We start from the raw sequence: 12,519 nt of genomic DNA, 5'->3' as shown, positions 1-12,519 counted from the left end.
GCTCTTTACCTCCTGTTTTTTCGGTACTCCTGCGGAGTCTCCCCGACAGCCTTTTTAAATACTTTGAAAAAATACTTTGGATTCGTATATCCGATTTCACTGGAAATATACTCAATACTGACTTCCGAACTCGTCAGCAGCTGTTTGGCATGTTCGATCCTGATCTCCGTCAGATATTCATTAAAGCTGATGCCCTTCTCCTTTAACACGTTCCGGCAAATGGCGGGATTGACATAGATGCTTCCCGCAATCATGGAAAGCGTAATCTTTCTGTTATAGTTTTTATGGATATAGCTGTCAATCAGAGCGAATAAATCCTGCCCGCTTTCTTCCAGCCCGCCCACCGACTGGAAAATCAATGCGATATAACCGGCAGTCTCCCGTTTCATTCTGTCCAGATTCTCATCAAACAGATATCTCGTGTCAAAATATCTCATGATATCATCTTTTTCTATGTTCTGTTCCTCTGCATATTCGTTCACCTTTTTCACCATGTATTCACACGTCTTGCGCACATCCCCCAGCGTAAACTGCGAAATGTCGATATTATCAAAGAAACTGTCCATCACGGTCGTCACCTCGCCGGGATCGTACTTCATTCTGCCAAACCAGCTGTCCATGCACTCCGCGGAATAAATCATCCTGCTTTCCCCCGGCTCTTCAAAATACAGGATCTCCCTCTTTGTCCCCAGAAACAGGGCGCCAAGTGCTCTGTCATTATCTTTTCTGAGCGAATTTAATCTGTGAATGCTTCTGGTCGTCCTGCTGATGACACAGACAATCGGTTCTTCCCGGAAGTTATCCACAAGAGTTTTCGCAATCTGTTCCGTTTTCAACTTGAGATAGCTTTCCCGCTCTTTCTCGGTGTACAACAATATAAAAAACTGGGATTTCTGCACCGTATTTTTTATCACCGCCCATCTCATGCTCTGGGCAGACTCCTGACAGATCGAAAAACAGGTCTCATACGCCCCCCTTATTTTATGGTTCACGGATATCAGCCGTGCGTAAAGCTGTTCCGGGTAGTCACCTTCATTTAACGCCTGCCCGTCCGGGATTCCCATAATCAGATCCTGCAGCCCCCGGTTTTTGTCCTCCAGATCCAGCAGATGCATTTTGGCTTCAATCGTCTCGATCTGGCTTCGGCTCTCGATCTCTTCCACCGCCTTCTGCAGCTGCCTGCCAATCTCCTCCGAAGAAAATGGCTTGAGCACATATCCGATCACCCTGGATTCGATTGCCTTGTGCATATATTCAAAATCCTTGAAACTGCTGATTACGATTACCGGCTGCTCCAGCCTGCTGTCCCTGAGCGTCTCTAAAAACTGTACTCCATCCATCTTATTCATCTTCATATCGGTAATAATTATGTCAGGGTTTTTCTCTTTCACAAGTTCAAGCCCCTTCAGCCCGTTCTCAGCCTCCCCCACACATTCATACCGGCTGCCCTCTATATCACTGATTTTCTTAATCAGCCCTTTGCGGATAATCACTTCATCATCTATTACAATATAAGAATACATCAGCTCACCACCTTATCTGGTTTTAAACGGCAGCCGGATCACAACTTCAAGTCCGCCGCTTTCTCTGTTATAAATTCCCAGGCCGTACTTGTCCGAATATACCAGCTTGATCCTCCGCTGAATATTTACAAGGCCAATACTGTTTCTCCGGCGTTCCAGTCCTTCCGATTCCGCAGCCTCCCTGATTTTCTCCCTGGTAATATTGCTGCGGATTTCTTCCAGTTCCCCAGGCGTAATAAACATACCGGCATTTTCCACGCGGATACACAGTTCACGACTCTCGGTCCATGCCTCAACTTTAATCCACCACGCATCCTCCTCACCAATCAGACCGTGCTCAATAGAGTTTTCTACAAGCGGCTGGAGAATAAACTTCAGGACCCGGCATGTTTTCAGTTCCTTTGGTATTTCCTCTATAATATGGATCTCATTATCAAAACGGATTTCCTGGATCTTAACATACTTGCGGATATTTTCCATCTCCGCCTCCAGCGTTTCCTCTGTACGTTCAAATTCCATACTGTAGTGCAGCATGTCCCCAAGAGACTTGGACATCATGGCAATCTTCCGGTTTCCATCCAGATCCGCAAGGCAGTTGATATTTTCCAGCGTATTAAACAAAAAATGCGAATTAATCTGTGACATCAGGCCGTTCAGCTTTTCCTTGAGCAGATTGATCTCGCTGACATACTGCTCCTGGATCAGCTCATTAATCTTAATCACCATCAGCTGGAATTTGTTGTATAGGATTCCGATTTCATCGTCCCTTTTCTGCAAGGCCGGGGTCAGTACGGGTTCCTCATCCGGTACTTTCAGCATCATGGCGGATAATTTCACGATTGGCTCTATAAAATGCCTTCCGATCACAAAAACAGATATAATAATGAACCCCACACAGACCAGCAGTAAAATGACCAGATTCATTATATTTTTCTGGTATAACTCACTCAGTTCATCCACACCGTAACGTGAGACAATTTTCCAGTCATTTACGCTCAGAGTACGGAAAATGATACCGCCGTCTTTAATACCTATAATCCCGCTGCCCTTCTCCCTGATTCGGGCGGTCTCCTTCTCAGACAGTTCCATATCCCCCATAATTGTATATAAGGGCCTGCCCTCGCTGTCGAGAATCATGGCCTCGTTATCCAGCGCGGAATCGCTGTCCATTTCTTCCATAATATTGTTGTTGCAGACAACGGCAATATATCCCGTCCTCTGGCCCTTTTCATCCGCAACCGGACGGACCTCCAGTATATTTTTGCCGTTCACTCTCCTGCTCGGAGAATCCCAGAATGTCACAAGCTGATACAGATTTTCATCCCGCATCTTCCTGTACCAGCCGCTATCCTGAAAATTCTGCTCCAGATAAAACTCTTTTGTTTTTGTATAAGAATAGGTATATCCGCTCTCGGTGAACAGATATACCCCTTCCACATATTTATTATTACAGATCAGGTTGCTGCAGATATAAATATACTCTCTGTAGTTCGTAAGTCTCTGCATGGCGGTAATATCCGTATCGTTATACTCCATATCTGCAATAGACTGTATACAATATTTGTTATCATATCTGCTGTGTATCAGGGATGCCACCAGCTCGTCCACCTCCTGAAAGGCGGAATCAATCTGATAAACCGCCTTTTCCATTTCACTGTTGGCAATAATACTTGTCCTCTCATCATAGAACTGATAGAAACTTTTGATGTGCAGATAAAACAGGATCAGGACCGGTATAATAGAAACGCACAGTAGTCCCAGTGTAAACTTTGTTCTTAAACTTTTCTTCATTTTCCGTACCTCCGAGAATTCACCATGCTTCTATTGTAACATGCGCGCACACGGCAGAAAACATTACACTCCTGATATTTATTTCCACATCTTTCCTGCTTTACATCTGCCCGCGCCCCGGCAGTGCCATACTTTTTCGCCTGCTATATCCTGCACTGTTTAGGGCATCATTATCCCTTCACCGCACCTACTGTAAGGCCGCCTACAAACTGCTTCTGCAGGAAAGCATAGGCAATCAGCATCGGAAGCGCACTTAAAAAGCATGCAGCAAACAGCATGGTCCACTGGGTCGGCTTCTGCATATCCCCGAGGAATGACAGCATAACCAGAGGCAGCGTCTTTTTCGTGGACGAGGATAAAAACAGCATGGACAGGAAAAAGTCATTCCATATCGGCACGCCCTGGGTAATTATAATAGAAGCCAGCACCGGTTTGGTCAGCGGGACTACTACTTGAAAAAATGTCTTCAGCCGGCCTGCCCCGTCAATCCGGGCAGCCTCCTCCAGGGCAAGCGGCACACCCGACTTCACAAAATTTGTGTACACGAAGATAGAAAACGGAATCGATATCGTCACGTACATTACAATCGGAGCAATATAGCTGTTATTGATCTTAAAATACCGCATGATATTATAAATCGGAATAATTGACATCTGAGCCGAGATCATCATCCCTGCAAGGAAGAAGATCTGAAGAAATCCGCCCAGCCTTGTCTTCAGGCGTGCCAGCGCGTAGCCCGCCAGTGCTGCAACTACAAGCAGAATCGCCACACTGCTGAAGGTGGTAATCACACTGTTCTTCAGGGAACGGAAATAATGCATCTTCTCGAACGCCTCTTTATAGCTTTCCAGTGAAAATTCATTGAACAGCTGTAAAAAGGATGCGCCATTGTCTGGTGAACGAAAAGACCCCGACAGTGCGATCAATAGCGGAGAAAGCATGATAGCAAAAAACAGGACGATGACAATACTGAATATAATTTCTTTTTTTACAGACTTCTTCATTATGCTTCCACCTCCCTCTTTTTAAAGAAAAACAGAACAACGCACGATATTACAAGAATCAGGACAAAGGCCGATGCCGCCAGCGCCTCCGCCAGGCCGTACTGATATTCCACAAACGCCAGCTTGTAGACGCTGTACATCAGTGTACTTGTGGAGGAACCCGGTCCGCCGCCTGTCAGTGTAAATACATAGTCAAAGGATTTGAATCCATTGATCAGCCCCAGCATTACATTAATCGCAATGGTATTTGCCAGCATCGGGATTTTCACACGGAACAGTTCCTGATGCCATTTACATCCATCGATTTTGCAGGATTCAATCACTTCACCCGGAAGGTTCTGAAGCCCGGCCAGATAAATCAGGGTCATCGTTCCGGAGGTCTTCCACTGCTCCACGAAAGCACAGGCAATTAGTGCAGTCTTCGTACTTCCCAGCAGATTCGGCGCGGCTTCCGCTGCCCCGAAGATATCGAAAACATTGTAAATCATTCCATAGTAAGGTGCGTAGACATAGCTCCATATAAAAGCCACAACAACCGTACTAAACAGCGCCGGTATGTAGAACACCGTCCGGAAGGCCCCCTTCATGCGCATCTTCATATTCAGGATAAATGCCAGCGTCAGTGCCAGGACATTGCCGAATACAACAGTAAAGATCGTATAAACCCCCGTATTTTTCAGTGTGTTAATCAGCGTGCCGTCTTGTAATAAGTACTTAAAATTCTTCAGCCCCACGAAATTGTAATCGCCCACGCCGGACCAGTCTGTCAGGCCGTAAAAAAATGACATCAGAACCGGCAGTACCCAGAATATTAAATACAATAAAAGTGCCGGTATGAGAAAATAGTATAATGTTCTGTTCGTTTTCCTTTTCACCTCTTGTAACCCCTTCCTCTCTGAAATTTAGTTCGCATTTTGTATTTCCTTAGTATCTGCAGTAACCTTTTGTAAGAATATCCTAGCATAGAGGAAGTAACTTTTTCTTTCCAAGTAAGTAACTTTTTGTATAGGGGGCGCCTGCCCAAAGAGGGAGCTGAGCCGCAGCAAGGGAGACAAAGGCGGCCCCTTTTACTCAGGCGGCAGGGCACGCGGATCGCGGATGGTGTTGGAACGGGGAAGTGGCAGATTGGTATGGGTATGCGGAAGTGTGTTAGTCTGGCAAAAAATACGGCAGGACATTTCCTAAGATGGAATTGACCTGCCTGTATGGGTTATTATTAGATTATTTTCTTATGATGTGTCCACCGTGTCTTGGCACTGTCCTTTTATATGTGACCGCCGGATATCCCAGCAGCATACAGCAGGCAACGCCTTTTCCTTCGATTTCCAGCCACTTTTTCAGGGCCGGGCTTGTGCTGATTACGCGCATCATATACCCGCTGTACAAAGCACCAAGACCATGTGCAACAGCCATGTTTTCGATATTCGCAGCCGCCAGCCCTCCATCCAGAGGATGATTGTCCGCTGATATGACTAGAAAAGCAGGGCAATTATAAAAGAAATTATCGTCCTTTGGATCCGCTTTCCACTTCTCATAAAACCGTTCAAATGTCTTAGCATACCTTGGAGCATCTTTTCGCAGTGACCGAAGGATATCGGGCATGTTCTCCCATACCAGCGCTTTAAATTCTTCCAGCTGATCCTGTATAAAAATAAACGTACATGCCTGCCGGTTTCTGGCCGTGGCAGTATAGCGTCCCGCATTCAGTATGTCTGTCACCTTTTCCCCTTCGATCTTTTCGGGTCTGTAATTGCGGATACTTCTCCTGAATTTGACGGCATGCAGCATATTTTCAGGACTGATATCAAATGTCTCCGGTACATATTCCTCCACCTCATCCATCTCATATTCCGGTATAGCGACAGCCCGTACCGGACAGACTGCCACACAGTGTCCGCACTGAAAACACGGCCCCGAAAATTCAGCTTTTCCTTCTATAATATGTAAGGCTCCCACAGGACAGTCCGCCGCACATTTCCCGCATCCGATACACAAATCACGATTCATCTCTATCATCTTGCTCCTCCTTCCATCATTTTACTTTTTCTTGTATTATACACCAGTTAAAAACCAGATACCAGCTTTCATATATCACTGTTCCTGCCGTTTTCTGTAATAAATTTCCTGCAATTACTGTATTTCTTCGGATTACAGGGCAATACTATAGTCATGCACGGCCGCTGGAACAATCACCCATGTCTTCCAGCCGGTACCGTGCAGATTCACTACGAAAGGAGACTTATTTACATGAATGCAGCAATTGACAGAGAAGGATGTATATCATGCGGACTCTGCGCCGCTACCTGCCCGGAAGTATTCCGTATGGCAGATGACGGCCTGGCAGAGGTCTACAGCGAAATAACCCCGGAATTAGAAGATACCGCAGAAGAAGCAGCAGAAAACTGCCCCGTCAACGTTATCAGTGTTGATTAGAGAGGGGGTGTTTTGGCAGGAGGGGCGCTGTGCGGAATTGGAACAGGCATCTCCTGGATACGGTATTAGGGCATAAGCGCCGCTAATCAAAATCGGAGCCGGCATGGTGAACACCGCAGACACTCACGAGAATTCTGATGAATTCTCGCTGCGGGTCTGCTTTCCTTCAGGCCTTGTGGGCCTGAAGGAAGTTCACATGCCGGTTCCGATTTTGATGAAGCGGCGCTAATGCCCTAAAAGACGCATCCAGGAGATGCCTGTTCCAATTCCGCACAGCTGGACGCATCTGGTCAGAAGACAAATATCTCCTCACGGGAGGAATCAAGGCAGGAGCAGCGGATGGAATGGAACTGGTGGTGCAAAAATACACTCAGTAGTCTCAAAAATCTCTCCCATCCAACTTATCCCACCAATCCACTCCCATCCGCCTTCCCCCGCCGGAATCCCTCCAAGGCAGTATATCGTCCGCCCTGATGCGCCCAGCCTGCTGGAAGGTGGATGCGCCGCTGCCGTCCGGGGAGGCTTATGCTGATTTTGGAAGCCTTTAGCGTGCCGTACAATTTCTTACTGCGAAAAAGCCGCATCTTATGGCTGAAAACTGATTTCCAAATCAGTTTTCAAGAGCGTCTGAGCTTAGAAATCATCAGATTTCTAAGTGAATACGCTCGGTGCCATAAGATGCGGCTTTTTCACAGTTAGAAATTGTAGGCAAAGCGGCCGGTTTCCAAAATCAGCATAAACCTCCCCGGACGGCAGCGGCGCATCCACCTTCCAGCAGGCGCCCCCTCAGCCACACCCCCACTGCCTCCCAAATTCCTACTTTTTGCTGTGGGTATCTGCTAGTACGGATATTACAATAATTACTCCTTTAAACACCTGCTGCCAATATGTATTCATTCCCACCAGTGTCATTCCATTGGTTAGCACAGTGAGCAGCAGTACCCCGACGATTGTCCCCATGACTTTACCGCGCCCGCCGGACATGCTTGTCCCTCCGACTACGGCAGCCGTGATACAGTCCATCTCGAAGTTCAGGCCGGCTGAGGGCTGCCCCGAGCCGAGACGGGTGGTGATGATCAAGCCGGCTATCGCTGTCAGGACTCCCATAATCATGTATACCAGGATCTTTACCTTTTCTACTGCAATGCCTGACCAGCGGCTGGCCTCCATGTTTCCGCCAACAGAATAGATGTAGCGGCCGAAACGGGTCTTTGAGGTCAGAATGACGCCGAATATGATGATAATTACCATGATAATAACGGGTACAGGAATTCCGACGATGTATCCGGTTCCTATCATGGTGAAGTTTTCATTGCTCCATACCACGGAATTACCTCCCGTAACGATATAGGCCAGCCCCCTCAGCACGGTCATGCTGGCGAGGGATGCGATGAAGCCGGGCAGTTTGCCTATTGCACAGAGAACACCGTTTACAGTACCGATCACTGCGCCTACTGCAATCGCCGCAATCACAGAAAAGAATACATTATCCGTATTCTTGCAGACAACAGCGCCTACCAGGCCTGCGGCACATACCAGGGAACCTGCCGAGAGGTCGATCTCACCAATGATGATGACCATGGTCATTCCGACTGCCGCGATCGCTGTGTAGGAAGCCTGCCTCAGAATATTGGATATATTGTTGGCCGACAAAAACTGTGAATTCATAATCGTCCAGATGATACATAATATGATTACAACGCCAACCAAAAGCAGTTCCCTGAAAGATCTCAGATTTATCTTTTTTGTTTTATTCATTTTCCATACCTCCGCCAAATGCAGCCTGCATTATGCTATTCTTTGAAACTTCTTCCGCAGCGATTTCACCGGAAATGCCGCCCTCATGCATGACTATGATTCTGTCGCTTACCTGCATGACCTCTGCAATCTCTGATGAAATCATGATGATGCTTTTTCCTGATTCGGTCAGTTTACGCATCAATGCATATATCTCGCTCTTTGCGCCGATGTCAATTCCTCTTGTTGGCTCATCCATAATCAGGATGTCCGGCGTCATGGCCAGCCATTTTGCAATGACGACTTTCTGCTGGTTGCCTCCACTCAGTTCTTTAACCGCCTGCTCTTCATTTCTCAGGGATATCCCCAGATCGCTGATGTAGTTTCCGGTAATCTTTTTCAGCACACGCCGGTTCAGCCAGAAGCTTTTCAGCTGTCCAAGCTTCGAGATGAGCATGTTATCCCGGATACTCATTCCGAGTATCAGCCCCAGGCCCTTTCTGTCCTCGGGGACAAGTCCGATTCCTGCGCCTATTGCGTCTTTCGGTGAAGAGACACTCACCTGATTCCCCTTTATATATATTTCACCTTCCCCGATCGGGTCGATGCCAAACAGCTTCCTCATCAGTTCTGTTCTTCCCGCACCAACAAGGCCGAAGAATCCCAGAATCTCTTTTTCATAGAGCTTAAAGCTGACCGGACCGCTTGTTGGGTACACCTGCACGTTCTTCACTTCCATGATCACATGCTCCTGATTCACAAATTCGCTTCCGCACTCTTTGCGCCCGTCAATCTCATGCCCGATCATCATTTTGATCAGATCGGGTTCTGTCACCTGCTCTGTTTCTACCGTATCTATATATGTACCATTCCGAAAGACCGTTATACGGTCAGATAATTCGAATACCTCTTCCATTCTGTGGGAAATGTATACAATGCACACGCCCTGTTTTTTCAGATCTTCTATGATCTGGAAAAGCACCTGGGATTCCTTTTCCGACAGGCTGGCTGTCGGCTCGTCAAACACTACGACTCTGGCCTGAAATGACAGCGCCTTTGCGATCTCTACGCACTGCATCTGACCGCAGCTCAGCTGGGAGACCGGTGTCCCCGGATCTACATCCAGATTGACCTTCAAAAGCTCTGCCTTGGCCTTTTTGTTTAAAGTATCTCTGTCCAGCAGCCTGCTCCTGCCAACCGGCTCTCTGCCGATGAAAATGTTCTCTGCTATATTCATATTTTCCAGAAGATTCAGTTCCTGAAACACCATGCTCAAGCCGGCTTTTTGCGCCATAAGGGGAGATTTCATCTCGACTTCTTCCATCTGTCCGGTTTCTTCGTTCAAAAGGTGCATGCTGCCTTCGTCTTTTGAGTACACTCCTGTCATGATCTTCATCAACGTAGATTTCCCTGCCCCGTTTTCGCCCATGAGTGCGTGGACCTCGCCTTTATGCAGTTCAATCCTGACATTATCCAGCGCCTTGATTCCCGCAAATGCCTTCGATATTCCTTCCATTCTAACTATTACATCGGACATATCTTCACCTCTTCATTTATGATAGGAACCATCCACATAAGCAGATGGTTCCAATTAAATCCGTAAAAGTTCAATCTAATCTACTTCAACGCCGTATCCTTTTTCTCTGTCAATAAATTCCTGGATGTTATCCTTGTCCATGTACTCAACAGGAACTTCGATAAATTCCTCAACGTCTTTGCCTTCACACCAGGTCAGTGCCTGCTCTACCGCTTTGTAGCCCATCTGATAGGGATCCTGTGATACGCCTACTGCCACTTTTCCGTCGCGGATTGCAGCCATGTTCTCTGATGTCGCGTCCACGGTCGTGATCAGCAGGTCTTTCAGATTCGCTGAAGTCGCCGCGCTTAAAATTGCCATTCCTGAATTTTCATTGATTCCTACAAAAGCGTCGATATCCGGGTTTGCCTGCAGAATATTCTCTGCGGAAGCCAGAGCCGTATCTCTTGCGTGTGCGGTCTGCTGCTCTGCCACGATTTCTATCCCGCTCTCCTTGATTACTTCCATGAACCCCTCTGTCCTGTCTTTCAGTGAGCTGACCGTAATTCCATCGATAATGGCGATTTTCCCTTTGCCGTTCAGTTTTTCGATTACATATTCCGCAAGCATTTTTCCGATCTCTTTATTATCGGAAGCAACAAATGCAAGGGAACCTTCACAGTCTACATCCATTGTAAATACTCCTACGCCGCCGTTCATGGCATCGCTTACCGCATTGACTACGCCTTCTGAATCATAGGGATTCAGCAGGATTGCATCGCATCCCATAGTCACCAGGTTTTCAAGCTGAGAATTCTGTGTCTCCAGAGAGCTGTCCGCGGATAGGATATTGCATTTTTTCACATTATAGTCTTCACATGCCTTCTCAATCCCCTTCTGCATGGCCACGAAGAATGGATGTACATTCTGTCCGAAGGAAACTCCAAGCGTGATTTCTTCCGCTGACTTTCCTTCCTCTGTTTTTGTCTGTCCGGAATCTGATGCCGGCTCAGAAGTATCTTTTCCTGGTCCTTCACTTGTGCATGCAGCCAGTGAGACTGCCATCATTGCTGCGCAAAGCAGTGCTGCTATTCTTTTTTTCATAATCTATTCTCTCCATTTCCGAATCTGCGGGCTGGTCGCATAGCCCGCTAAGTGTTACTATACGCGGCTTACGGCCGTGAGTAGTAACCACTAAATTACTGGCAATTTGTAAGGTTTCATGGTATATTTAGAACGTATTCAATTAAAGTTGCGGGCCTCCTGCTATGTGGCGGGGAGCCAGAGCTATTTTGCCAAGGATTGAGTACTGTGATGCATGACCTGCTGCTGGAATATTTCCCGGTGTACAGTGGATGGTTGAATAAGCGATGGTCGCAAACTTAATCGCTTCTTTATATTCCGGTGGTATGCCGATTTCAGCAGAGGTCGTCACTTTGATATTTCCCGGAATTCTTTCCTGGATTTCTTTCATGATCTGAGGGTTTCTCACTCCGCCGCCGCTGGCATACAGCTTGTCTGTCTTCTCGATGATTTCCGCAGGGATGTTGTCAATCATGCTCTTTGCCACCGCTGCTCCTGTAAATGCACACGCTGTTGCAAGAATATCTTCCACCGGAAGGTGTCCGAATCCGGCGATCACGCTGTCTATGTATTCCTCATTGTAATCTCCTACCCAGCCTGACCTTGGTACCGGTCTGTCCCAGAACGGATGGTGCATAAAGAAATCAAGCATCTCTTCGTTGATATTCCCCTTTGAAGCAAGTTCACCGTCTTTATCGTATTCTTTGCCTGTCAGCTTCTTGCACAGGTAGTTGGATACCGCATTTCCCGGGCCGGTGTCAAATCCGAACATGTCCCTTCTGTCCTTACTTGCCACATGGAGGTTGGCAATTCCGCCAATATTCAGTGTCATAACCGGCTTCTCCTCATTGCGGAATAAGATGTAATCCAGATATGGCATCAGCGGTGCCGCTGCGCCTCCCCATACATGATCTGCGGGACGGAAGTGCGTCACGGTATCGATATTGGTCAGGTTCGCGATTACTGAGCTCTCTCCCATCTGCAGGCCCGCCGGATATGGTCCGTTCAGCCATCTGTGGAGCCAGTCTCCTTTGTCCTCTTCTGACATGGAAGCGATCTTTGCATGATCTGGCTGCTCCTGGTAAATGGTCTGTGTATCCAGCCCCAGCACTTTGATATCCAGCGGATTGATATTGTTTTCTTTCATAAACTGCACTGCTTTTTCGGCAAATACTGCGCCGCAGATGTAATTCAGCCTGTTGATTCCCACCATATCCACGCGGTTTTCAAAGGCATCTCTCACAATTGGCGTTACTTCTCCCGGCCAATCGTAGGAACCTCCGCAGATATAGCGCGGCGCCTTGGGAAAGCCGTCGCTGTCCATCTCAATCTCTGCCAGGATCACGTCGATTCCGTCAAAGGATGAGCCACTGTTCATACCCATTATTAAATCCATTTTGTTTCCTCCTTGAAATAATATTTATAGAACACC

General features: G+C 47.2%; 10 protein-coding genes. 1 reads left to right on the top strand and 9 read right to left on the bottom strand.

The features are described from left to right. Positions 1–5: 5 nt before the first annotated feature. The 5 genes from HMPREF0240_RS03770 to HMPREF0240_RS03745 all read right to left on the bottom strand — a co-directional run bounded on the left by HMPREF0240_RS03770 (position 6) and on the right by HMPREF0240_RS03745 (position 6,334). Positions 6–1,523, bottom strand: a complete 1,518-nt coding sequence (locus tag HMPREF0240_RS03770) for a response regulator (RefSeq protein ID WP_009002120.1) — start codon at positions 1,521–1,523, stop codon at positions 6–8. A 12-nt stretch (positions 1,524–1,535) separates the two neighbouring features. After that, positions 1,536–3,314, bottom strand: coding sequence for a sensor histidine kinase (locus HMPREF0240_RS03765; protein ID WP_009002119.1), 1,779 nt, complete (start codon positions 3,312–3,314; stop codon positions 1,536–1,538). A gap of 170 nt (positions 3,315–3,484) precedes the next feature. Continuing rightward, entirely contained in the window at positions 3,485–4,318 is an 834-nt protein-coding gene (locus HMPREF0240_RS03760; RefSeq protein ID WP_009002118.1) for a carbohydrate ABC transporter permease, read from the bottom strand. Continuing rightward, positions 4,318–5,193 carry a sugar ABC transporter permease gene (locus tag HMPREF0240_RS03755; RefSeq protein ID WP_009002117.1) on the bottom strand — a complete coding sequence of 292 codons (876 nt, stop codon included), beginning with the start codon at positions 5,191–5,193 and terminating at the stop codon, positions 4,318–4,320. Before HMPREF0240_RS03755 ends, HMPREF0240_RS03760 begins: the two co-directional genes overlap by 1 nt. A gap of 346 nt (positions 5,194–5,539) precedes the next feature. Beyond that, the gene (locus HMPREF0240_RS03745; RefSeq protein WP_009002116.1) at positions 5,540–6,334 is read right to left on the bottom strand and encodes a nitroreductase family protein; all 795 of its coding nucleotides are present in this window, start codon (positions 6,332–6,334) and stop codon (positions 5,540–5,542) included. Between the two features lie 231 nt (positions 6,335–6,565). Here HMPREF0240_RS03745 and HMPREF0240_RS03740 point away from each other — a divergent pair, with 231 nt between their 5' ends. Continuing rightward, the gene (locus tag HMPREF0240_RS03740) at positions 6,566–6,751 is read left to right on the top strand and encodes a ferredoxin (RefSeq protein ID WP_035312335.1); all 186 of its coding nucleotides are present in this window, start codon (positions 6,566–6,568) and stop codon (positions 6,749–6,751) included. Positions 6,752–7,567: 816 nt separating this feature from the next. On the opposite strand, the gene HMPREF0240_RS03735 is transcribed toward HMPREF0240_RS03740, so the two are convergent. The 4 genes from HMPREF0240_RS03735 to HMPREF0240_RS03720 all read right to left on the bottom strand — a co-directional run bounded on the left by HMPREF0240_RS03735 (position 7,568) and on the right by HMPREF0240_RS03720 (position 12,483). Further along, positions 7,568–8,509: a ribose ABC transporter permease gene (locus HMPREF0240_RS03735; RefSeq protein ID WP_009002114.1), complete on the bottom strand. Its 942-nt coding sequence runs from the start codon at positions 8,507–8,509 to the stop codon at positions 7,568–7,570. Further along, positions 8,502–10,025 (bottom strand): sugar ABC transporter ATP-binding protein, encoded by a 1,524-nt coding sequence (locus tag HMPREF0240_RS03730; RefSeq protein ID WP_009002113.1) that lies wholly within the window; start codon positions 10,023–10,025, stop codon positions 8,502–8,504. The genes HMPREF0240_RS03735 and HMPREF0240_RS03730 overlap by 8 nt, the downstream gene beginning before the upstream one ends. Positions 10,026–10,100: 75 nt before the next feature. Further along, positions 10,101–11,108, bottom strand: coding sequence for a sugar ABC transporter substrate-binding protein (locus HMPREF0240_RS03725; protein WP_009002112.1), 1,008 nt, complete (start codon positions 11,106–11,108; stop codon positions 10,101–10,103). Between the two features lie 142 nt (positions 11,109–11,250). After that, a complete protein-coding gene (locus HMPREF0240_RS03720; RefSeq protein WP_009002111.1) occupies positions 11,251–12,483 on the bottom strand; it encodes an anhydro-N-acetylmuramic acid kinase in 1,233 nt (410 codons plus the stop codon). Positions 12,484–12,519: the final 36 nt, after the last annotated feature.

The organism is Clostridium sp. D5, from assembly GCF_000190355.1.
Taxonomy (GTDB): Bacteria; Bacillota; Clostridia; order Lachnospirales; family Lachnospiraceae; genus Faecalicatena; species Faecalicatena fissicatena_A.
The sequence above is the reverse complement of the archived record's forward strand: the minus strand, read 5'-3'. Positions and strand labels throughout refer to the sequence as shown.

What these genes read in the sequence shown, in the direction of transcription:
- HMPREF0240_RS03765 (WP_009002119.1), bottom strand. Translation starts at nt 3,314, where the DNA reads ATGAAGAAAAGTTTAAGAACAAAGTTTACACTGGGACTACTGTGCGTT.
- HMPREF0240_RS03730 (WP_009002113.1), bottom strand. Translation starts at nt 10,025, where the DNA reads ATGTCCGATGTAATAGTTAGAATGGAAGGAATATCGAAGGCATTTGCG.
- HMPREF0240_RS03740 (WP_035312335.1), top strand. Translation starts at nt 6,566, where the DNA reads ATGAATGCAGCAATTGACAGAGAAGGATGTATATCATGCGGACTCTGC.
- HMPREF0240_RS03770 (WP_009002120.1), bottom strand. Translation starts at nt 1,523, where the DNA reads ATGTATTCTTATATTGTAATAGATGATGAAGTGATTATCCGCAAAGGG.
- HMPREF0240_RS03725 (WP_009002112.1), bottom strand. Translation starts at nt 11,108, where the DNA reads ATGAAAAAAAGAATAGCAGCACTGCTTTGCGCAGCAATGATGGCAGTC.
- HMPREF0240_RS03720 (WP_009002111.1), bottom strand. Translation starts at nt 12,483, where the DNA reads ATGGATTTAATAATGGGTATGAACAGTGGCTCATCCTTTGACGGAATC.
- HMPREF0240_RS03735 (WP_009002114.1), bottom strand. Translation starts at nt 8,509, where the DNA reads ATGAATAAAACAAAAAAGATAAATCTGAGATCTTTCAGGGAACTGCTT.
- HMPREF0240_RS03760 (WP_009002118.1), bottom strand. Translation starts at nt 4,318, where the DNA reads ATGAAGAAGTCTGTAAAAAAAGAAATTATATTCAGTATTGTCATCGTC.
- HMPREF0240_RS03745 (WP_009002116.1), bottom strand. Translation starts at nt 6,334, where the DNA reads ATGATAGAGATGAATCGTGATTTGTGTATCGGATGCGGGAAATGTGCG.